The sequence below is a fragment of the Cytophaga sp. FL35 genome, from assembly GCF_014349235.1.
GTDB lineage: Bacteria > Bacteroidota > Bacteroidia > Flavobacteriales > Flavobacteriaceae > Euzebyella.
Genome location: NZ_JACSOH010000015.1, coordinates 1 through 22,945 on the forward strand (window position 1 = coordinate 1; position 22,945 = coordinate 22,945).

16 protein-coding genes are annotated in these 22,945 nt (G+C 36.6%); 13 read left to right on the plus strand and 3 right to left on the minus strand.

Annotated elements, in window-relative coordinates:
* Positions 1-240: 240 nt before the first annotated feature.
* On the minus strand, positions 241-2,322 hold the full coding sequence (gene scpA, locus BIZ36_RS12865) for a methylmalonyl-CoA mutase (protein WP_353616842.1): 2,082 nt from the start codon (positions 2,320-2,322) through the stop codon (positions 241-243).
* A 42-nt stretch (positions 2,323-2,364) separates the two neighbouring features.
* Complete coding sequence (locus tag BIZ36_RS12870; RefSeq protein ID WP_187458316.1) at positions 2,365-3,747, minus strand: methylmalonyl-CoA mutase family protein; 1,383 nt, start codon at positions 3,745-3,747, stop codon at positions 2,365-2,367.
* A gap of 480 nt (positions 3,748-4,227) precedes the next feature.
* Here BIZ36_RS12870 and BIZ36_RS20895 point away from each other — a divergent pair, with 480 nt between their 5' ends.
* From BIZ36_RS20895 to BIZ36_RS12890, 5 genes are all read left to right on the plus strand, one after another.
* Positions 4,228-4,830: a nucleoside-diphosphate sugar epimerase/dehydratase gene (locus BIZ36_RS20895; RefSeq protein ID WP_222937382.1), complete on the plus strand. Its 603-nt coding sequence runs from the start codon at positions 4,228-4,230 to the stop codon at positions 4,828-4,830.
* Positions 4,831-4,848: 18 nt separating this feature from the next.
* Entirely contained in the window at positions 4,849-5,580 is a 732-nt protein-coding gene (locus tag BIZ36_RS20900) for an exopolysaccharide biosynthesis polyprenyl glycosylphosphotransferase (protein ID WP_353616843.1), read from the plus strand.
* 119 nt (positions 5,581-5,699) lie between these two features.
* Positions 5,700-6,995: a glycoside hydrolase family 2 TIM barrel-domain containing protein gene (locus BIZ36_RS12880; RefSeq protein WP_187458317.1), complete on the plus strand. Its 1,296-nt coding sequence runs from the start codon at positions 5,700-5,702 to the stop codon at positions 6,993-6,995.
* A 3-nt stretch (positions 6,996-6,998) separates the two neighbouring features.
* A complete protein-coding gene (locus tag BIZ36_RS12885; protein ID WP_187458318.1) occupies positions 6,999-10,799 on the plus strand; it encodes a glycosyltransferase in 3,801 nt (1,266 codons plus the stop codon).
* Between the two features lie 331 nt (positions 10,800-11,130).
* Positions 11,131-11,709, plus strand: coding sequence for a DUF8692 domain-containing protein (locus BIZ36_RS12890; protein WP_187458319.1), 579 nt, complete (start codon positions 11,131-11,133; stop codon positions 11,707-11,709).
* Positions 11,710-11,804: 95 nt separating this feature from the next.
* On the opposite strand, the gene BIZ36_RS12895 is transcribed toward BIZ36_RS12890, so the two are convergent.
* Positions 11,805-12,941 (minus strand): phage tail-like protein, encoded by a 1,137-nt coding sequence (locus tag BIZ36_RS12895; RefSeq protein ID WP_502709166.1) that lies wholly within the window; start codon positions 12,939-12,941, stop codon positions 11,805-11,807.
* Between the two features lie 196 nt (positions 12,942-13,137).
* On the opposite strand from BIZ36_RS12895, the gene BIZ36_RS12900 reads away from it, so the two are divergent.
* The 8 genes from BIZ36_RS12900 (at position 13,138) to BIZ36_RS12935 (ending at position 22,889) form a co-directional block, all read left to right on the plus strand.
* The gene (locus BIZ36_RS12900; protein ID WP_187458321.1) at positions 13,138-13,620 is read left to right on the plus strand and encodes a UpxY family transcription antiterminator; all 483 of its coding nucleotides are present in this window, start codon (positions 13,138-13,140) and stop codon (positions 13,618-13,620) included.
* A gap of 388 nt (positions 13,621-14,008) precedes the next feature.
* Complete coding sequence (locus tag BIZ36_RS12905) at positions 14,009-15,532, plus strand: MATE family efflux transporter (RefSeq protein WP_353616840.1); 1,524 nt, start codon at positions 14,009-14,011, stop codon at positions 15,530-15,532.
* Positions 15,529-16,920 carry a Coenzyme F420 hydrogenase/dehydrogenase, beta subunit C-terminal domain gene (locus BIZ36_RS12910; protein WP_187458322.1) on the plus strand — a complete coding sequence of 464 codons (1,392 nt, stop codon included), beginning with the start codon at positions 15,529-15,531 and terminating at the stop codon, positions 16,918-16,920. The genes BIZ36_RS12905 and BIZ36_RS12910 overlap by 4 nt, the downstream gene beginning before the upstream one ends.
* A 3-nt stretch (positions 16,921-16,923) precedes the next feature.
* On the plus strand, positions 16,924-18,027 hold the full coding sequence (locus BIZ36_RS12915; protein ID WP_187458323.1) for a polysaccharide pyruvyl transferase family protein: 1,104 nt from the start codon (positions 16,924-16,926) through the stop codon (positions 18,025-18,027).
* A 60-nt stretch (positions 18,028-18,087) separates the two neighbouring features.
* A complete protein-coding gene (locus BIZ36_RS12920) occupies positions 18,088-19,209 on the plus strand; it encodes a glycosyltransferase family 4 protein (protein WP_187458324.1) in 1,122 nt (373 codons plus the stop codon).
* 20 nt (positions 19,210-19,229) lie between these two features.
* Positions 19,230-20,399 (plus strand): glycosyltransferase, encoded by a 1,170-nt coding sequence (locus BIZ36_RS12925; protein ID WP_187458325.1) that lies wholly within the window; start codon positions 19,230-19,232, stop codon positions 20,397-20,399.
* 46 nt (positions 20,400-20,445) lie between these two features.
* Positions 20,446-21,693 carry an O-antigen ligase family protein gene (locus tag BIZ36_RS12930; protein ID WP_187458326.1) on the plus strand — a complete coding sequence of 416 codons (1,248 nt, stop codon included), beginning with the start codon at positions 20,446-20,448 and terminating at the stop codon, positions 21,691-21,693.
* A gap of 20 nt (positions 21,694-21,713) precedes the next feature.
* Complete coding sequence (locus BIZ36_RS12935) at positions 21,714-22,889, plus strand: glycosyltransferase family 4 protein (protein WP_187458327.1); 1,176 nt, start codon at positions 21,714-21,716, stop codon at positions 22,887-22,889.
* Positions 22,890-22,945: the final 56 nt, after the last annotated feature.

The following is a 22,945-nucleotide window of genomic DNA, read 5'->3' on the forward strand; positions in this document are numbered from 1 at the left end:
ATTTTACGAAGCCTTTTTTCTGCCTTTAGAAGGCAATCTGGGCGCTTCGACCGTCCCGAACAAGGTTCGGGATGCTCTATCCAGCTGAGCTACGCGACCATTGTTCCCAATTTCAATTTAAAAACGCCATAAAAAGGACGTTTTTGAAATGTGCGTGCAAACTTACTAAAAATTCTAGATTTGAAAAGGGTAAACTACTAACTTTTTTATTTGTCTTGAAAACACCATTATCTCAGCTATCTAACCCTTCTCCTGCAACAAAATTTCCAAAAGGGTAACCGCTATTTCGGAAATATTGGAACCGGGCCCAAAAATGGCCGTCGTTCCAGATTTTTTTAAGAACATATGGTCTTTCTTAGGGATGATTCCGCCAAGAATAACCTTAATATCAGACCTGTCATAAGTTTTTAGTTCTTTAATAAGTTCTGGCACTAAAGTAGTATGACCCCCGGCTAGAGAAGAAATTCCAATAAGGTGTACATCATTTTCAACAGCTTGTTTCGCCACTTCATAAGGCGCTTGAAAAAGGGGGGCAATGTCCACATCAAAGCCCAAATCGACAAAACCGGTTGCTACCACCCTGGCTCCGCGATCATGACCGTCTTGTCCCATTTTTGCGATTAGGATGCGTGGTCTTCTACCATCTTGCAATGCAAAATCGTCTGATAACTGTTTTGCTTTTTGAAAACTGATTTGCTCTTGGCTTTCTTTTGAATACACCCCGGTAATAGTTAGATGTTGAGCCTGATACCTTCCAAAGGCCTTTTCCAAGGCCATGCTTATCTCTCCTAAGGTCGCTCTCGCCCTTGCGGCTTCTACGGATAAAGCTACTAAATTCTCCGAGGTGAATCCGGTACGTTTTTCTGAGTTCAGTTTTCGGGCGCTTTCCGTAATTCTATTCAAAATTTTCTCCACTTCATTAGCATCCCTTGTTTGCTTTACGGCCTGTAATCTTGCTACCTGTTTATTTCTTACGGTATCGTTATTTATTTGGAGGATTTCAAGTTCATCTTTTTGGTGGAGTCGAAAGTTATTTACACCAACAATAATATCCTTTCCATTATCGATTCTGGCTTGTTTAAGAGCGGCTGTTTCCTCAATTCTTCTTTTTGGAAGTCCGGATACAATAGCCTTGGTCATTCCGGCCATTGCGTCAATTTCCTCCAGAAGTGCCCAAGCCTTTTGTGTTAATTCATGCGTTAGTTTTTCAAGATATAAGCTTCCGGCCCAGGGATCCACGGTTTTGGTAAAGCCTGTTTCGTGTTGAAGAATGAGCTGGGTATCCCTAGCAATTTTGGCACTGAAGTCGGTAGGTAGGGCAATGGCTTCGTCCAAGGCATTGGTGTGCAGGCTTTGAGTACCGCCCAAAACGGCCGCGGTAGCTTCAATGGAGGTTCGGGCAATGTTGTTAAAGGGGTCTTGTTCGGTAAGACTCCATCCACTGGTTTGGCAGTGTGCCCTTAACATCAGGGACTTTTCATTTTTTGGATTGAACTGCTTTATAAGGGTCGCCCACAATAACCGACCGGCCCTCATTTTCGCAATTTCTTTAAAGTGGTCCATTCCTATACCCCAAAAAAAGGAAATCCGCGGAGCGAATTCATCAATATCCAATCCGGCAGCAATTCCAGTTTTAACATACTCCAGACCATCTGCCAAGGTATAGGCCAATTCCTGTTCAGCGGTGGCCCCCGCTTCGTGCATATGATATCCGGACACGCTAATTCCGTTATAGTTGGGCATCAACTTGCTAGTGTAGAGTAAAATTTCGGCGACTATTTGCATCGATGCCCCTGGAGGATAGATGTAGGTGTTGCGTACCATAAATTCTTTAAGAATATCATTTTGGATGGTTCCCTTCAACTTTTCCGGAGAAAAACCTTGTTCTTCAGCAGCTACGATGTAAAAGGCCAAAATAGGCAAGACCGCACCGTTCATGGTCATGGAAACGGACATTTGGTCCAGAGGAATGTTCTTGAAGAGAATTTTCATGTCCTCCACCGTATCTATGGCCACCCCTGCCTTTCCCACATCTCCGGTCACACGCTCGTGGTCACTGTCATAACCTCTATGGGTGGCTAGATCAAAAGCAATGGAAAGACCTTTTTGCCCTTCCTTCAGGTTTTTTAGGTAGAATATATTGCTCTCTTCGGCGGTGGAAAACCCTGCATATTGTCTAATGGTCCAAGGCTTGGTTAGGTACATAGAAGTATAGGGGCCCCGTAGATAGGGAGGAAAACCTGCTCCAAAGTCCAGATGTTCCCATTGTTGATCTCTGTTGACGGAACTTCTCTTTTCACCTTTTAAAGGTTCTAAGGATATATCTTGTATGTTCTTTCTTGTTTTCAAATGAGATTGCGCGGTTTAAATCGTGGGTTTCCAGCCTTCTTGTTTCAATTTGGCAAGTTCCCATTTTTCAGCGAGTCTTATGGGTAGTAAGGGTTCCGTCAATGTTTTTCTGGGATTGGGGTTTCTAAATGGGCTTGTCTCCATTTTATCGAACATCCTTTCCGTGGTATCCATAAATTCATTGCTTCCAACCAAAATATGCTCTTGCTGGTCAAAAAGACGTTGTTGCTTTTGGGCACTTTCTTTTATTTTTCGTTGAAGGGTGCCTGTAACCAATTGTTTAATAAGTCCTCCACCCGCTTCTATCTGTTTAAAAAGTTGTAGGGCCTTTTGGGATAGCTGCTCGGTGAGGCTGTGAATGTAATACGTCCCGTTGACAGGGGGGGGCACCTCGTTTAAGTAGCTTTCATGTTGGAGCATCAAAAGCTGATTGATGGCCAAACCATCTGAGTGGTCATTCTTTCTTCGGAATAAAAAATCATAGGGTTGCGGACAAATGGTATTGGCACCCCCGTTAATGGCGGACATATGCTCCAATGATGTGCGCACCATGTTGTTATGGTGACTGTAAAGGGTCTTGTTTCTTCGGGAAGGTTGGGTGATGATATGACAATCTGTGGACAAATTATACTCTTTTGCAATTAGCGCCCAAAGAATCCGGATGGCTCTTAGCTTGGCAATTTCAAAAAAATAGTTTCCGCCAATAGCAACCTTAAAAACAGGAAATTCTACCAGTTTGGGGTCTAAATGCTGTAGGTATTCAAATGCATGGGCCGTAGAATAAGCTAATTCCTGAACAATATTCGCACCTGCATTCTGGTATGTGGTGGCGTCTATGAGGATAGTGTTTTTGAAGCTTAATTCCTTGAATTTAGTCGCTAGTTTTTCTGTTTGTGCGATATCTTTATGCTGATTTTCAAACCAGTTCCCTGTTTGGACCAATTGTGAAATAGGGTCTAATAAGATGGAAAATGATGACATCTTGCTATTAAACATCAAAGTATCTTTGAGCAGGAATTCAATGGAGGTTAGCGAGCCCTGTAAAAAGAAATTGGTGTCATTTTCCAATATCTCATCTATTGATAATTCCCCTTTTTCTAGGTGAAGTATAAAGCTATTTACTCCGAGCTTCTGTTTTTTGGAGATATTTAGGAGAGCGTTGTCTTTTCCATGGATGTTGACCGCAATGTTCCAAACTAATTTTATTTGATTGGAGTCCGCTAGGTTTTGGCTAGAGCTATCCGGATGATAAAATGGTTTTACCTTTATTCCCTCAAGCGACTCCCAAACCATTTTTTCATTGTAATCTTCCCCCTGTAGCTCATATTGGATCTTTTGCTTCCATTGTTTTTCTGGTAGGGGAGGAAAGGAAGAGGGTTGGGTAAACGGTTTTTTCATCAAAGGGACTTGATTTAACTATTAGAAGTATCTTAAGGTAAGAAAATCCTTCAACACTTGCCAATAACCTATTTTTTACGGCGCTTAATCTAAGAAAAGATTGAATTTTAGCTCGCTGAAAAACAATACTTTAAATTCGGGCTGATTAAATGAAATTTCATGGAAGGTTTAGCTTTTTATAAAGTCTTTAATCTGTTAAAAATGGAGGAAATTGCTATCAAATATGACATAAATTCAAAAGATTATCTGTTTTTTTAAAGAATAATTTCAGCTTTTTAATGCTTGGCTATCTATATTCGCTGTTGTAATAGCGATTGGGTTTTTATAGTTCTTTTAAGGTGGTGTTTGTGGATAAATGTACGCAAATGAATTTTGCTCCAATTACAGTTTTGAATAGAGTTAAAAGTTATTGTTTAAATCGCATATTTAATGTAGTTCAATTATATATTCCGTGAGCCTTAGTGTGTTACGCAAAAATAAATGAGACTTAAAGGATCATCATTCATTATACCTATTTCGATAATTGTCCATTTGGCAATTATTAATGGCGTGTTGTTCATTTTCACTTCTGAAACCTACCTACAAGGGCTAAACGCACTTTATTATAACTTTTCGTGGTTGTTAATAACCAATGCTTTGGATTTTTATCCTACCAAACGTAAGGAGACCTTTTTTACCAACATACATAAGATGTTCAATCTGTACACTTTGTTCGGGTTGTCTTATTTCGCCATTTTTGGTTTTGGTTCTGCAACCAAAGTTTCAACGGTTTTTCACGTTAAACTATTATTACTTATTTATCTATTGCTCACATTTTATCGAATCGCCTTTTATTGGTCGATTCGTCGCTACCGTGTTCGCGGTGGCAACTTTGTGAATGTGTTGGCCATTGGTCGCGACAAGAATCTAAAAAAAGTAAGAAAGGTATTTGATGATCCCTATTTGGGCTACCGCTACAAGGGCTTTTTTGATGACAGTCCTTCGAAAAGTCCCACCTACTTAGGTAAAATAGAGCAATCTTTTGAGTATATAACAAAAAATGATATTGATGAAGTGTACTGTTTGGCCTCTAAGTTTACGTAGTATGATTTACAGAAGCTAATTGACTTTGCAGATAATAACATGATCAAGCTGAAGGTTATACCCGATAACAAAGAGGTATTTACCCGGGCCATGAGTCTAGAGATGTTCGACGAGATTCCTGTTCTCAATTTTAGGCGTCACCCTTTGGATACAGATTATGCTAGGTTGGTAAAGAGGATTTTCGATATTATTTTTTCTTCCTTAGTTATTATATTCTTACTAAGTTGGTTGGTCCCTTTAATGTTTATCTTAATAAAATCTGAGTCTCCAGGATCTTTGTTTTTTAAGCAAAAAAGGCATGGATACAAGAAGAAAGTGTTCTGGTGTTACAAGTTTCGGTCGATGGCACAAAATGCGGATTCCGATTCCAAGATGGCCACCAAAAATGACATGCGCATCACCAGAATAGGGAAATTTATTAGAAGAACGAGTATTGATGAATTGCCGCAGTTTATCAATGTGTTTTTGGGCGATATGAGCGTAGTAGGTCCTAGGCCCCATATGGAGTTACAAACTGAGGGATATCAAGTATCCGTGGATAAGTATTTGGTTCGGCATTTTGTAAAACCTGGTATTACCGGTTTAGCGCAGGTGCGGGGTTACCGAGGAGAAGTGGAGACCAAAAGCGATATCCTTAACCGCATTCGATTAGATGTATTGTATGTTGAACGCTGGTCCCTTGGTTTAGACTTGCAAATTATTTACAGTACGGTACACAATGTTTTTGCTGGCGAAGAAAAGGCATATTAACAACGTTTTTTGGTTTTTTTAGATATCACAGTATCTGTGATTTATTTTTATTAGAATAGTCTAGACTGCCCCCCTTTCTGTTTTAGACAAGCGATTATGTATTATTTAATCCTATCTTAATGGGCAACTACAAAACAACTCTTAAATTTATCTTTATTATTACAATCTTCTTTGGATGTTCCCAAACTTCACAAAGAAAAGAGAATCCTAAAGTATTTGTTGAAAATACCCAGTCAGGCCAACAGTTGAAAAGAAACGGAGCTCCTTTTTTCGTAAAAGGCGCGAGTGGGAATGGTCATTTTGATGAACTCAAAAAAAATGGAGCAAATACTGTTCGTCTATATGACACAATTAATTTGGCGGCTAAATTAGATAAGTTGGATAGCCTTGGCTTAGCTGCTGTGGTTGATATACACCTACCTCGATATAACGGTGTGGACGAAACGTTTTATGGTAATACCATTAAAACTGAAAAATTTAAACAGGATATTAAAGAATTAGTAAATCGATATAAAAATCATTCTGCCTTACTGTTTTGGATGCTGGGAAATGAAGTCTATTATCCAACATATCTAGAAAATCCGTTTATTAAATTGTTCAATGAATTAATAGAGGTTATTCATATCGAAGACCCAGATCATCCTGTAAGTACCACAGTCTCTTCTTCTGGATTGAGAAAGCTACCTTTCATTTGGTGGCAAAGTGGTGATTTGGATTTTATATCCATAAATAATTTTGGTTCGTTGCATGAATTCGAAGAACGAAAGAAGCTATTGTTCTTTTGGTCCAAGCCTTATCTAATTTCAGAATGGGGAATACATGGACCTTGGGAAGCAAATAGAACTCTATGGGATGCGCCTATTGAGATATCGAGTACTCAAAAAGCATCCATTTACCGTGAGAATTACCAAAACTATTTATTAGACGTAGATGATTCCCGTTATCTGGGAAATTTAGTCTTCTATTGGGGGCAAAAACAAGAGAGGACACATACGTGGTTTAGTTTATTTAATCGGGAAGGCAAAAGGACAGAAGTGGTACATGAACTTGGCCAATTATGGACGGGAGAAAAAAGTGTGTTTGATGGAGTGCAGATAAAATCATTTGAGATTGATGGTAAAACGGCAATGGAAAGTGTAATGCTACTGTCGGGTAATTCTTATACTGTAAAAATGGCCATCAATAAACCTTTAGGGCAATGTAGCGTTAAGTGGGAATTAAAAAGGGAAAACTGGAATATCAGGCCACATGATATGGAAGAAGAACCAGCTAGTTTATTGGGACCTATCGTTAATCAAAATGATGTATTAACTATTGTGGCACCCAAAGAGTTTGGCCCTTATAGAATATATGTAGAGATTGAAGATGACAATGAAAATATCGCTACTGCCAATATCCCATTTTACGTTTTATAAATAATGGATAAAAAGAATTATTATACCATAAAATCTCCGAGTAGAAGAGAGTCCATTATCATAAGACTAATGATTATCGTCGGGGTTTTAAGTTTGATTGTGTTTTTTGGGTATTTCTTTAATCCTGATCATATTGGATATGTGCCCCTCTTTGTTCTATTGGCATTTGTTTTCATATACGGTGCATGGAGAAAATTATATCTATGGTACCATTATTTTAGTATTAAGGTGCCCCAACGTCCATCTTCAGAAAAACCTTGGAAAGTAGATATTCTTACAACCTATTTCCCTGGGGAACCCTATGATATGATTCTAAATACTTTAAAAGCTATCCAGAATATATCTTATCCCCACACTACTTATTTGTGCGATGAGGGCAATGACGCCTATTTAATCGAAGAGTGTAAAAAACTAGGAATAATACATGTAACCCGCCACAATCGGGTCAATGCCAAAGCAGGCAACATTAATAATGCCTTAAAACAGGCAACTGGGGAAATTTGTGTCATTTTAGATCCTGACCATATACCAAACTCCAATTTTTTAGATAGGGTACTTCCTTACTTCGAAGATGATAAGATAGGCTTTGTACAGATTGTACAGGGTTACTATAATAAATATGAGACTTTAGTGGCTAGGGGAGCGGCTGAACAGACCTTTCAATTTTATGGACCTATGATGATGTGCATGAATAGTTATGGTACGGTCAATGCCATTGGTGCCAATTGTACTTTTAGAAGAAAGGCACTGGATAGTATTGGGGGGCATGCACCAGGTTTGGCGGAAGATATGCATACTGCCATGCTGTTACATTCTAAAAGCTGGAAATCCGTTTATGTACCGGAGTTTTTAGCCAAAGGGCTGGTTCCCGCTGATATAACATCTTATTATAAACAGCAACTAAAATGGTCTAGGGGAACATTTGAATTACTCTATACCGTATATCCTAAACTATTTAAGAAATTCTCCTTGAGACAGAAAATTCATTATGCCCTAATGCCTTTTCATTATTTCATTGGTTTTATCTATCTCCTTAGTTTTCTAATTCCAATTCTTAGTTTATTGCTTGCAAAAATGCCGTGGACAGGGAATATTCTAGAGTTTATAGCCATGAGTACTCCTGTTTTTTTGAGTGGCTTGCTCATTCGTACCTATATACAGAAATGGGTCATAGAAGAGAATGAACGAGGATTTCACGTGATAGGGGGCATATTACAGATTGTTTCTTGGTGGATTTATCTATTGGGTATCATCTATACTCTGGTGAGAAAAAAAATTCCTTATTTGCCTACCCCAAAAGATGAACAAAGTTATGTGAATTTTACTTTACTGGTGCCTAATTTGATAATCGCTGTTCTTTCAATAGGTGCAGTGATTTATGGGTTGAACAAAGACCTGACACCATTTAGTTTAGTGATGTCTTTTTTTGCCTTACTTAATGCTTTGTTTATGTTCTTTAGTTTCTACTTGTCCTCTAGTAGTACCAACCGGAATAAAATATTGAGAAATAATTTAAGGGAGAAAACGGTTAATCAATTAAGTCAAGTAAAAAGAAATTTTAGGAATATTACCAACTTCATTTTTGTAAACATTAGAATTTTGGCTCTCCCTCTATTGGTACTCGGAATTTTAGGCAGCGTTTTTATGCTAAGAAGCATGAATAGAAATGAATGGGAAACTATAAGCTCCAAGAATACCGAAGTCAAAGACTTTAGATATTTAGGCATTTTTCAACCTGAGGAAGATAATGGACTATCTAGTCTAACGACAATAGACAGTATTGAAAATACTGCTGGGTTAAAATTTAATTTAGTGTCAGTGTATTCCGCTTGGAATAATCAAAATGACAGTCTGCTTGAGAGCACTTTGACCGAAATTATAGATAGAGGTTACACACCTCTTTTGACATGGGAACCTTGGTCCAGTTTAATGGAGCAAAAGGATTCTATTTCAGATTTGGGAAAGGAAAATAAAGTTTTATTTCATACGGTCCATGGAGTCTTTGATAATTATATACGTAAAACAGCCAATCTTCTAAAAAATACTGGTAGCAGTGTATTTCTTAGGTTCGCCCATGAATTCGATAATCCATATTATCCTTGGTCAAATTCTGGTAAGAATACAAATGAGGATTTTATCGCTGCCTGGAAACACATCCATCATATATTTAGGGAAGAAGGGGCACACAATGTTCTATGGGTTTGGAACCCATGGAAAAGTACTGATGCCTTTGATTATTACCCTGGCGAACTTTATGTGGATTGGTTAGGTCTTAATATTTTGGATTATGGACCATATAATAAGGGGGGTAAGCATTATTCATTTAATGAATTATATGCCCCATTTGAAGAATTACAGCAAAAAATTGACAAGCCGGTACTGTTGAGCGAATTTGGGTCCGTTAATGAAAAAGGAGCCCAAACAAACTGGATAAAGAAAGCATTTAAAATAATTGACCAAACTGATAGTGAAATTAAGGGGTTGGTTTTTTTTAATTCTAAGGTCGATAACAATTTGCCCACTAGTTACTCAGGCTTAGAACAAAGATTGGACTGGTCAGTTAATTTTTCAAAATTGGGCAGTGATACGTTGGTCGTCGAGTCTGCAGACCGTTCTTCAAAAGCAAGTGACACGAAATTTTTAAAAAATCACAATAAGAAAGTTATTTTAGAAAATGGGCTAAGAGGTGTAGTTTACAATAAGGCTGATAACTGGCGCAAAAATAGATACACCCCCTCGAAAGATATATTGGAAAAGGATTTTGGGATGATGAAAGAATTGGGTGTTGATTTCATAAGTGTCCAGCCTTCAAAGATTTATGAGCATAACCTTATGAAATATGCTAAAATTGCTGGATTAAAGGTTTTATACAATTTTCAAATTCCAAATGATATTGATTTTTTGGCTGATATCGGTGCAAAGGAAAATTTTAAGAAACTTGTAATTGAAACAATAGATGAATTCAAAGGCAATAAAACAGTCCTAGGTTGGCAGTTAAGAAGTGGTAAGGATTGGGGTGCGAACGGTCTAACTGGTCGTCTTTCAGGTTCCTTTGCTCAAAGAATATACATTGCTTTTATAAGTGAGATTGCGAATGCCATAAAAGAGCATGATTCAACTAGGTTTCTTGGTTTGGAAATAAGATCGGAAGCCCATTTTAATCTTAATTTTTTGCAAGAAAAATTACAGGATAGGTCCTTTAATGTAGATGCGATCGGGCTTTCTATTTCAAGTCAGAGAGATGCATTAATGCATAATAAATTGTATGAAAATGATTCATCTTCAATTTACATAAGCAATTATTCAATTGAGGAGTATCTTGCAGCTAAAAAGCCCTTTTCCAAAAAGGTGGTAATTCTGGATAGCTGGCAGAATACCTATCAAGATATGAATGTGGGTTTTAACGGAATTTTGGATTTTGAAGGAAGAAAGACACAAAGATTTTATAAACTCATGTCTAAGTGGAGCGCCTCTGAGCCTGAAACGCCGAGTATGCCAGACTTTAAAGTTGTAAGACCTGCAACCCCACTTTTTGCTGGAGAAATTGCAGATTATCATTTAGTTTTTAAGAATGGGAATAATTATCAATTACCTAATAAGGATTTGGGGTTGAAAGTGGAATGGCAACTGGTAAAAAAAGACCAATTTGGAAATCATCTAGCGATTAAAAAAATTGGAGAGGGACCGGTATCAAGATTGACTTTACCAAGAAATCCTAATAATTATGAAATAATGGCAACGGTCACTGATGACAATATATCCTCTTTTTTCAAATGTGAATTGAATACACCCCTGCATTATTAGTGTAATTGACAATACTCTTATTGAGGATGTATTAATTTATCGAGTATTTCTTTTTTTAAGCCATCAAAATTCACACGAACCATCTTACAAAATTGCTTTAGTGTTAATTTATAGTTAATTAAAGTGCAATTTAACCTTACTATAATGTTAAGTTTTTGGATACTTTTGAGTATTTTGTCTCAAAATTTTCCATATGATCCGTTACTTAAAACGAAATTTTTCGAAGAGGCAAACCAATAAATTTCTAATTTTTCTCTTAGTCTTAGATTTTCTATTCATTTTGGGTCATATCATTATAGCCCTTAGATTTAATTTTGAACCAAGGTCTTTCATGGTTGATACAGATGGGGGCTACCCAGAAATTTTTCAATACATTAAATTCATCAGTATTGCTTTAATCTCCTTATGGCTAGTATTTACTCGCGATGAGTATGGTTATTTTGCTTGGTCTATTTTATTTACTTTTCTGTATCTAGATGATGCATATCAATTTCATGAAAGTGCGGGCGCCTATTTGGCGAGCTCCTTCAGTCTACAACCCATGCTAGGCCTACGTCCGAGAGATTTAGGAGAACTATTGTATGCTGGTTTTGCCGGAATTTTATTTTTGGTCTTATTACTTATCGGTTTTATAAGAGGGAGTAAAATTTACAAGGGCGAGGCTTTTGATATTTTATTACTCTTTTCCATTTTTATTTTCTTCGGTATTGGAGTGGATATGGCTCATCAGTGGGTAGTGGATATTTATATGGTCTCTGCTGTTTTTGCTTTGATAGAAGATGGAGGCGAAATGATTGGACTTAGTCTCCTTACATGGTACTTTTATTTTGCCGCAAAAAAGTCCTTGAGTGGAAGGAAATTTTTATATAAAGTGTTTTTTGAACATCCCATATTGGCACCAAATAGCTAACTATAGTCCTAGGACGATAAGAGAGATTTGCAGTATGTAGAATGGATGAATTATGGAACAAGCGTTTTTGTTTTTTTAGAGAAATTGATGGCGGTCTAGTTAATTCTCTGCCAATTAACACCGTCACTTTGTAGCCATAGAACCCCGCCATCTATAGTAAAATTGAATTTGCTACCGTCTAAATTTACGTAAGGCACGGAAAGTTCCGTAGGAGCGCCACCCAAATCCTTGATGATTAGTATTTGTCCTTCATTGCGCGGGGCAGGTGGTAATGAGATTTTAGCAGTTTTCTTACTTATAATCACCGTGTGGTCAGATGGGTAAATCGCTCCTGTGGTTAATTCAATTCTTTTTACTGCAGTTGTTTCAGTTTTTTTTCCACCTCGCTCAATGATAGCTCCATTTACTATCAGGTTGCCCCCAACATGCAAGGTAGCCTCGGGATTTGAAACCATAATTCCAACACGATTGCCGTCCCTTACGCGCACTACCTCCCTCCCCTCTGAAACCAGGCCCACCTGTCCGGCTGAAGGTGCGAACATACCTGAATTGAAACTTCCGGTGAAGTGATAAGAAGGAAAACTTGCAGTACCAAAAGAACTTGTTATTCTAGCGGACTTTAAAATTCCATCAACTTCTAGTTCGTTACTAGGGCTGTTGGTGCCGATGCCTAATCTTTTATTGGTATTGTCCCAGAAAAAATCCTCATTGGACTCAAATGGGGCACCATTGCTATCATTTGCAAAAAAAACAGATCCTGATGTTCCAACATGGTCACCACCAATGATTCCTGTGTTTAGAATTTGCTCCTCGTTTCGCTCATTAATATAAGTGTAAGTACCATCGTTATTGTTGATTATGGAGGTATTGGTCTCTGGAGCGCCGTGAATGGTCACAGGCCCCTCACTACCGGGAAAAGTAAAAGTGCCATCCTCATTTTCGATTATTGATAAACCCGTGCTTTCAGAACACAGGTTGAACCAAGAACTACCTTGATAATAGAAAAGGCATTTCTCATCGGTGTTATATACGAGGGCCCCTTCAACTGGGCGCATCATCTCCATCTCAGACTTGTTCACCCTAGTTAAGACCAGTGCCTTGTTGGGGCTTTCAAGTTCTAATAAGGAAAATTCATCTATCTGATCAGGGTTATCTCCAATCTTTACCTGGCATACTAATAACTGGACGGGAAGTAGAAAAAAAAAGAAAAATTTTGAATTGGATAACGGCAAAGCGGGGGTATTATTATGTTTAAAACTAGGTACGTATGAAAAGGATAAATAGTTCTTTTTCTCAAGGTTTAGTCATGAGGAAGTATTTTCTAGTGAGCAAATATGCTGTGCTATAAAGTAACCTAATAAATTTGGATTCATCTAATATTGCCTGTTTCTACGTACCTAAAGAAGTAGTTATACTAAAATTTACGTAATGATATCCCCCAAATGGTTTGTTCTTTTAGTAAAGCCTCAAAATGAAATCAAAGTGGCATCGGCTTTAAATGCAAGAGGTTATGAAGTTTTTTGTCCTACAATTACTGAAATTAGGCAGTGGAGTGACCGAAAGAAAAAAATTAAAGTCCCTTTGTTCAAATCCTATGTTTTTATCAAGATTCCTGACGCGCAGCGTGGTGATGTATTTGGTGTTACAGGAATAGTACGCTACCTCTTTTGGTTGGGTAGGCCCGCGGTGGTAAGGGATGAAGAAATAGATTTAATTAGAAACTGGTTGAATAATGAAGATGTGGATTCCATTTCATTGGAACAGTTAACGGCCGGCAAAAAAGTTGCTATTAAACACGGAGTATTAAGAGAGAAGAGGGCAATCGTGGAGAAAGTGGGTAGAAGTAAGATTGTTTTGATCTTAGAGGATTTGGGAGTAAAGGTATGTGTTCAGTTAAGAGATGTACTTTAGTAAAGAGAGCTTTCTTCTTGACTTTTGTTAACAAAAAGTTAATTCGTTTATGTGCAATTACAATTGGTTAATGTGGTTTTTTTGCATTGTTCATGAACGAAATATAAGTACTTAAAAATTTTAAATGCATTGTATTATGGTATTCTTAGTACTAAAAAACATTCAAAGAATTTAATGGAGCAATAGTTTTTTTAGACCAATATCTTTGCCTTTATTTGGGTGCTTTTATTAGCATATTTCTTTCAGATTTTTCCCCTAGATGGACACAAGTATTGTGGGGCTCATGGGGCGGAGCCATAAGAATAAGTGATTTTTTTGTGTCTAAATTGCATTTTTGACTCAAAAAATAAACAAAAATATTATGCCAATTCGCAAATACAATTTTTAAGTGACCCCTGCAAATAGAGTTATTGTTAATACGGCCATATTGTATGGTCGAATGGTGTTGACTGTAGGGGTGTCATTGTATTCAACTAGACTAATTCTAGATGCCCTAGGAAGTACAGATTATGGTATTTTTGAGCTGGTAGGAGGTATAATCGCCGTTTTGGCATTTCTAAAAAACACAATGGCCACCTCTACCCAAAGGTTTCTGTCTTTTTATCAAGGCAAAAAGGATCTTAGGGGTCAAAAATCTGTCTTTGCTAATAGTCTTGCTATGCATATCGTAGTAGGAATAGTCATTGTTATCTTTTTGGCTTTTCTTGAATCATACTTATTCGAGAATTTTCTGAATATAGCAAATGGAAGAATATATGCTGCAAAGATTGTATACCGAACGATGCTTGCCTCTTTATTATTCAGTATGATTAATGTACCGTTTATGGGTTCGCTAGTGGCTCACGAAAACTTACTCTTTGTGGCTGTTATCAATATTTTTGAGGCATTATCAAAGTTAGGTATTGCATTTGTTTTGATTTTAATTGATGAAGACAAGCTAATTATTTACGGTTATCTGATGGCCGCTTTGGCATTCGTGACATTAATGTTATATATGGCCTTTTGTTTTAAAAAATACGATGAATGCTCCTTACAAGGTACAAAAATTGATAAAAAGCAAATAATACAGCTCTCTTCATTTGCGGGATGGAATCTTTTTGGTGCGCTCTGTGGTATGGGAAGAACACAGGGCTTAGCAGTGTTGTTGAATATATTTTTTGGTACTGTTATTAATGCTGCATACGGTATAGCGAACCAATTGGCATCACAAATGAATTTTTTGTCAGCTACCATGTTAAGGGCGTTAAATCCGCAAATCATGAAAAGCGAAGGTTTTGACGATAGGGAGAGAATGCTTAGGCTCTCTATGATAGCTAGCAAATTCGGTTTTTTTTTGGTGGCTGTAATTGCCGTACCCGCTATTTTTGAAATGTCTCACATATTAAAATTCTGGTTGAAGGATATTCCAAATTATACTACAATATTTGCACAGTTAATTTTGACTTCCATAATGTTGAACCAATTGACCATTGGTCTACAATCTGCATTGCAGGCAACAGGAAAAATAAAGCTCTATCAAACACTGGTTGGAGGTGTGATTTTGATGACCTTACCTTTGGCATATTTGTTTTTGAAGATAGGATTGCCACCGTACTATGTTTTTATCAGTTATTTAATACTAGAATTGATAGGTGTTGTATTAAGAATTCTTATTGCGAAAAAAATCGCTAATCTTTCTATAACCCTTTATTACAAACGTGTTTTTCATGGCCTAGTTATTCCATTGATATCATCATTATTATGTTGTTATGTGATAACTAGATATTTAACTATGGACTTTCGATTTCTAGTTACGGGAGGGGTATCAGCAGCTATGTTTGCTGTTACAATTTATGCTTTTGGTCTTTATGTAGATGAAAAGAAACTTTGTTTACAATTTCTACACTCCTTAATGAAAAAAATTAGAAAATGAACAGTATTACAGAAAGTAAAAAATTGAATGACACTGTTATTAAGGGCGGATATTGCATTGGTTGTGGTATTTGTGCTACTGTGAAAAATTCTCCCTTTGAAATTAAATTTGATAACTATTCGAAATTACAAGCTAAGGTTGATGAAAATAGGGTGATTGAAGCTGATGCTAAAGTTTTAAATCTGTGTCCTTTTTCCAACGAAAGTAAAAATGAAGATGAAATAGGTGAAGAGCTATTTGGAAAGACGAACATCAAACATGATAAACTGGGTTACATTGATTCAACATTTGCAGGTTATGTTAATGAACATGAATTTCGAGATAAAGGAAGTTCGGGAGGAATGGGCTCGTGGATTTTATCTGAACTTTTAAATAGCAATTTAGTTGATGGTATAATACATGTAAAACCCTCAGAAGGAAATGTTCTCTTCAAATACACCATATCACATACAATCGAAGAAGTATCTGAAGGATCCTCCTCAAGATATTACCCTATAGAAATGGCAGAGGTGATAGGTTTGATAAGGGAAAACTCTGGCAGGTATGCGATAGTCGGCCTGCCATGCTTTATTAAATCGATAAGATTACTTGCAAGTCAAGATACGGTTATAAACGAGCGAATTAAGTTTTGTGTTGGTTTGGTATGTGGTCATTTGAAAAGTGCCCATTTTGCTAGCATGTGGGGGTGGCAGCAAGGTGTTCATCCAGATAAATTGGAAAATATCAATTTTCGTCAAAAGTTAGATAACAATAATGCCAGCAAATATGCCGTGAAGATTTCATCTGAGGACAAAGATATTATTAGCCCTCCTGTAAGTGAGTTGTATGGAGCTAATTGGGGTTGGGGATTTTTTAAATATCAAGCGTGCGATTATTGTGATGATGTAGTGGGAGAAACTGCGGATATTTCTATAGGTGATGCTTGGCTACCAGAGTACGTTAGTGACAGTAAGGGGACAAATGTAGTTGTGATTCGAAATAAAATGATTTCAAATTTAATTCAAAAAGCACGCATAGATAAGCGATTGCATTTTGACGAAATTACTGCTGAAAAAGTGGTCCAGTCGCAAAGTTCGGGGTTTAATCACAGAAGAGAGGGATTGGCCTATCGATTGCATCTGAAAGACAAGAATGATGAATGGAGACCGAATAAAAGAGTACAGCCAAGTTCCAATCATCTAAGTAAAAAGCTTCAATTAAGACAAGAACTCCGTATGGACTTGGCGAATCAAAGTCATATTGCTTTTCAAGAGGCTTTGAAAATTGGTGAATTTAGTGAGTTCAAAAAAAAAATGGATCCAATCGTGAAAGATTATGAAGAAACTTACAAGATAACTTTGGTAAGAAAGGTTGTTAATCATGTAAAAAAAATATTAAATCAGATTTAAAAAATGAAAATAGCCATCCTGACATTACCGTTCAATAATAATTACGGAGGCTTATTACAGTCGTATGCACTTCAAATTATATTGAAAAGACGCGGGCATGATGTCACTGTCCTTAAAGTGACTTCGATATTACCAGCCACTTCTTTTAAAGAATCTGTCTATAGGTTTTTGAAAATCGTCTTGGGAAAGGAACGTGAGAATCAAAAGAGATTAAAAAAAATCTCTAAAAACATGAAAGCTTTTGAAGAAATTAATATGAATACGACGGCTCCGATATATAGTCAAGAAGACTTTGGTTCCTATGACAATTTTGATGCATATGTTGTTGGTAGCGATCAAGTCTGGAGGTTTGATTACACCAAGGAACGCCGTAAAAATTACTTTCTGGATTTTGTTACTAATCAAAATGCTTTGAAAATATCTTTCGCGGCCTCTTTTGGTATTGATGAATGGAAATTATCTAAAAGTCAAACACAAGAATTATCAGAATTAGCCTCAAAATTTGACTCAATTTCTGTTCGAGAAAAGAGTGGAGTGAAGTTATGTCGTGAGCACCTAAATGTTACGGCAAGCCATATTTTAGATCCAGCAATACTTGTCGAACCGGAATTGTATACAGGTCTTATTTGCGAAAATAAATCTGATCATATACCTTCAAATGGTCTTTTGATTTATATGTTAGATTACGGAGGGGATAAACAAAAAACTGCTGAAATTATATCTAAAGAATTAAAATGTACTCCATTTAGAGTAGGCGTGCAAAAAGCTAATGAGGGGACCTTTGATGATAAAATGGTTTATCCTTCCGTTGGAAGTTGGATTGAAGGTTTCAAAAAAGCGAAGTTTATAATCACAGATTCATTTCATGGCTGTTTATTTTCCATCTTATTTAATAAGCCATTTATTGTCTATGGAAATACATCAAGAGGTATCACCAGGTTTGATTCTATTCTAGAAACATTTAATCTGAAGAAAAGATTTGTTATACATAGTAGTGAGATTAGTAGAAAAGTTCTGGAGGAAGGTATAGATTATGACAGGATAAACCAAATTATCGCAAGTGAGAGGGAGTTAGCCCAAAATTTTTTGGATAATGCTGGCCTCTAAGTTCCTAATCTGAATAAATTAATTGTTTTATTTTTTAGACTCCATTAATCAATGAGGATTTTGTTTTATACCAAGATTTCACCTTTTCCTATAAATGGAGGTGAAAGAATTAGATCTTATGGGTTGCTTAAGGTGTTATCGGAATTAGGTCATACTGTTATTGCAGTGGTATCCAATCAGAATTCAATCGACTTTAATGATTATAAGCTTAAAAATGTATCGTTCATCGAATTCAACAATGAACCTTTCACCATAATTGAGAGAATTACTGGAATATACTATTATAGGATCTCCAAAAAATTACGTATAGTACTTGGCAAACTTGCTAAACAAAATGAATTTGATTTTGCTTTTTTGGACTATGCGTTTATTGGTCAATACATAAGTTTTCTTAAAAATAAAGGTATACCTGTTATTTATGGTACTCATAACGCAGAATCTTCTCTGCTTCTGCAAGAGCCGGTTCAAGGCATTTTCAACAAATTAAGAAAAATTCAATTTTATTGGCAGGCGTATTGGCATGAGCGTCTGTATTTTCCGAAAGCAGATAAATTAATATGCGTGAGTGAAGATGACAAATCATTTTACGCCAAATTTATGAAACCCAATAAGATCCACCTTATACCGAATTTTCTCGACGAGTCTAGGTATAATGCAAATTATGAAAAAGAAGACTATTTTGTCATGACCGCCAATTTTGGTGCCTATATGAACAAAATGGGCTTAAAATGGATTATTGGTGAGGTATGGAATGAAACTTTAGATAAAAATCATAAACTTCTACTTGTCGGCAAAGGCTCAAAAGAGGCCTATTATGATTTGATTGGTTTACACCAATATAAAAATATAATCTCTGTTGGAGCTGTGGACGATATAGTACCCTATATAGCTAAGGCAAAGGCGGTTTTTATTCCCTTATTACATGGTAGTGGCTCTAGGCTTAAATGTTTAGAGGCTATGGCGCTCAAAACTTCAATTATATCCACATCTAAAGGAGTAGAGGGAACTGTTAGTGACGGATTTTTGGTAGCAGACACTGCGGAAGCCTTTAGAGGCATTGTCGAAAACTTTGCGGTTGATCATGATAGGGAGAACATACTTTACAATACATTTATTTCCAACTACTCGTTAGAAATAAATAAGAAAAGGATGCAAAGGCTTATAAATGAACTAGACATTTAAATAAATGATTAAGTTTTTGCATGATGAATAAATTACTTATATACGATGTAGCCATTTCTGGACATCATTCAGAATACATCAATTATTTGGTGGATTATATAAAAGCTAATGGTGAGAATGGCATAAAGTACATTTTCGTAGTGCATACTGATTTTGAAAAACACTTTCCAGATATTTTTGAAAAGGGTATAAATATTGACTTCTTAGAATGGCAGCCAATTAAAAGGGAGGAACTAGAGTCTATTGAAAATAAAAATAGTATCAGTTCTTCCTTAACTTCTATGGAACTGCTTGGTATATATACTAATAGACTAAAAATAGGGGAGGTAATTGTACTTGATTTTCATAATATTAAATATGGTTCTCTGTTTAAAAAGGTAAATTATGAAATTACCACTATTCTATTTTTACAATTTTATAGATTGAACAAAAACAGTCTAAAGGAAAAGATTGAGTATTATAAACGCTATTTGTTGACCAAATGGGCCATTTCTAACAAAAGTATTAAACGAGTATTTGTACTAAATGATCAGACAACGGTAGATTTTATGAACCGTGAGTTTAAAACGGATGTGTTTAAAGTGCTTGCTGATCCCATTCCCGTTTTAAAACCTGAGCCTAATTTTAAGATATACGAATACTACCAAATTCAACCGGCAAGAAAAATCTTTTTACATATTGGTGCTTTAGGAGCACGTAAGGGTACAGATGAGGTTATTGAGGCTGCGTTTAAATTAAGTTCCGATCATCAAAAGAAAGTGGCCATACTTTTGGTAGGAAAGGCCCCTGCGCAGGATGAGTTGGTTTATAATAATAGGATAAGGGAGGTTCAAGAAAAAACCAACGTCCAAATATTTTGGGACAATCAATTTGTACCTACCCCTATGATGAAAAGTCTATTCGACCAGTGTTTTTCCGTCTTGCTTCCTTATAAAAATGCGGAATTTAGTAGTGGGATTTTAGGACATGCCGCGGCGGCAAAAAAGCCTGTAATTGCGACTAATGCTGGGCTTATTAAAGAGTTGGTTAGTGACTACAATCTAGGTTTATTGCTGGAACGTCCCAATGCATACTTTCTTGCGGAAAAGATAGAGGAATTATTAAATAGTAACCACTCTTTTGAAGAAGTAAATAGCTTTGTAAAGGAACACACCCCTAAAAAATTTGCGGAAACCTTATTATTGGGGTAAAGAGCTTTTTAAAATCAAAATAAAGAACGTTACTGCAGAAAATTGAATGCTAGATTACATTTATAAAATATACAAGGAACGAATACACTTTTCATTAAACTTTTATAGTGTCTTTCTGCTGATTACGTTCGTGCCAGATTTTATTGGACTTCCTCCTTCCATTGCCTCTTATGCTCTTTGGACTTTAAGAGGAATAACCTCATTTTGGATAATTTACAAATATTTTAAACCTATTTATTTACTGTCTTGGCAGGAAAGACTGTTTGTATTTGTGGCGGGTATCTATTTGTTAAATATTTTAATCGATATTTTTTGGCAGGTCTATCCCATGGGTATGGGGTCTATCAGAGATTTAATTGGTTTTGCTTTAAGTATTTTGGTAGCGGTTTCCCTTCGGTACGATCCTGTTATAGTGTCAGGTCGTTCTTATTATTTTTTTCTATTTAGTCTTGCCTTAGGATTACTTATCGCGTTTTTTGTTGCCCAACCCAGTCCTTTGCCTTTAGTTGGTAGATTTGATGCGAATTCCACGGTGAATACCATCAATTACGGTCAGATGGGATGCGCCTTAAGTTTGATTGCACTTTATGGCTTTCTAAATAAACCCTTTAGATATGGTTATTTCGTCTACTCTATCTTTTTCCTTTTAGGGATAATCTCAATCATGAAAGCGGGTTCTAGGTCTCCGGTTGTAGTTCTTTTGACTGTAAGTATATTTTATTTTTTTGCTAAGGCAGGCCTTGTTAAAGGTTTGATGTTGGTAGTTGGGGCTGCCTTGACTTTTTATCTCTCCCTTGATTTTATTATCGAGCTCTCGGAAGCAGTAGGTAGTAGTATTGTGACTAGGTTATTATCTGCCATTGAAACAGGAGAGACCAGTGGAAGGGATGCAATCTACGAAAATGCTATAGGTCATTTTTTAGATGCTCCCATTTTTGGGAATTATTATTTAATACCAAGTGGAATAGCTAAAGGATACTATCCCCATAATTTTGTAATTGAGGCACTTATGACCACTGGATTGGTGGGCGGTATACCTTTTTTGATTATGATGATAGTTTGTGTTGTTAAATGTTTCATATTATTGAAACGTCTGCATCCTTCCGGATGGATACTTTTACTATTCTTACAAGTAATCATTTTTGGAATGTTTTCGTCTTCCTTATATAGCTCTCAAGAATTTTGGGCTTTAAGCTTTTTTATACTCTCCATCGGGAACGAAAGTTTAAGTCTTTTCAAATTTGAGGATGCTACAAGTAAGCAGCCCTTAGAAAATAATCTAAATACAGTATAAAACCTTATATGGACAAAAACATGAAAATTAAATTATTTGTGGTAGACCTTTCTGTAAAGCAGACTAGCCCTGCGGGTAGTTGCATATTATCTGAGCTTATAGGTCTTTCGGAAATTTTTGATATTCATTTATTGGCAACAGAGATAGACCCTGATCTGGTGCAAAAAGTGGTCTTTCACAAAATTGAGTCTCCAAGTGCTCCTTTGGTCCTAAGGTATCTAGTTTTCTCAAAACGGGTTAACAGAAAATTGCGGGTGGTTTTGGAAAATACGGAGGGACCTTATCTTATACAAACAACCCAAGGCCAGTATGAAAATTGTACCGTTTCCTATCCCCATTTTTGCCATAGAGCTTATTTGAAGAAGCATTGGAAAAGTAGTTCAATTAAGGGGTTACGAAGAATTTTACGAAAGTTAAACCACCTATACCACGCTCATGCGGAGGAAAAAGCTTTTAAAAAAGCAAAAGTTGTAGTAACTCCTTCACGGGGGCTAGCAGGAGAGCTTGTTGAGATGTATCCTTCCATCTCTGAAAAAATTAAGGTCATTGCCAACCCCGTAGATACTGTCCACTATGAAAAACCTATAGATTTTGATAAAACGAACGCCAGAAAGGAGATAGGTCTTAAAACAAACGATATTGTTCTAAGTTTTGCGGCTCTAGGAGATTTTGCCAGAAAGGGTTTGCCAGAATTGATCAAAAGTTTGGCCTTGCTTGAAAACCATAAGAATGTCAAAATTTTGGTAGTAGGGGGTAAACCTGCGGAGATTGAAAGTTATAGGAAAATGGCCCTAAAAATGAGAGTTGAAAACCAAGTAGTCTTTGTGGGGTTTAAAAAGGATATACGGCCCTACCTTTGGATGAGCGATATTTTTTCTTTTCCTTCTCTCTACGAAATTTTTTCCTTGGTCTGTATCCAGGCTGCGGCAGCGGGAGTGCCATTAATGGCTTCCCAGATGCACGGTGTTGAAGAATATTTGGAACCTGGTAAAAATGGTTGGTTAATAGAACGGACGCCAGAATCCATAAGGGATATTTTACTTCAAGTTGTTGAAGGAAAATTTGACTTGGAAAAAATGGGTAGTAATGCCAAAAATACCGCCATGCAATATGACCATGCAAGATATAGAAAGAAATGGATGTTAGTTTACGAAGAACTTATTGAAAAGGATTTGGTAATCAATAAAGCGTATTGAGATTATGAGTTTGGCCCCCGTCCTTTTGTTTACGTATAAAAAAGTCGCCCCCGTTA

Coding starts and splice junctions, on each gene's coding strand:
- BIZ36_RS12930 (WP_187458326.1), top strand. CDS start 20,446: ATGCTAGATTACATTTATAAAATATACAAGGAACGAATACACTTTTCA.
- BIZ36_RS12935 (WP_187458327.1), top strand. CDS start 21,714: ATGAAAATTAAATTATTTGTGGTAGACCTTTCTGTAAAGCAGACTAGC.
- BIZ36_RS12910 (WP_187458322.1), top strand. CDS start 15,529: ATGAACAGTATTACAGAAAGTAAAAAATTGAATGACACTGTTATTAAG.
- BIZ36_RS12870 (WP_187458316.1), bottom strand. CDS start 3,747: ATGAAAAAACCGTTTACCCAACCCTCTTCCTTTCCTCCCCTACCAGAA.
- BIZ36_RS12900 (WP_187458321.1), top strand. CDS start 13,138: ATGATATCCCCCAAATGGTTTGTTCTTTTAGTAAAGCCTCAAAATGAA.
- BIZ36_RS20895 (WP_222937382.1), top strand. CDS start 4,228: ATGAGACTTAAAGGATCATCATTCATTATACCTATTTCGATAATTGTC.
- BIZ36_RS12880 (WP_187458317.1), top strand. CDS start 5,700: ATGGGCAACTACAAAACAACTCTTAAATTTATCTTTATTATTACAATC.
- BIZ36_RS12885 (WP_187458318.1), top strand. CDS start 6,999: ATGGATAAAAAGAATTATTATACCATAAAATCTCCGAGTAGAAGAGAG.
- BIZ36_RS12915 (WP_187458323.1), top strand. CDS start 16,924: ATGAAAATAGCCATCCTGACATTACCGTTCAATAATAATTACGGAGGC.
- BIZ36_RS12890 (WP_187458319.1), top strand. CDS start 11,131: ATGGTTGATACAGATGGGGGCTACCCAGAAATTTTTCAATACATTAAA.
- BIZ36_RS12925 (WP_187458325.1), top strand. CDS start 19,230: ATGATGAATAAATTACTTATATACGATGTAGCCATTTCTGGACATCAT.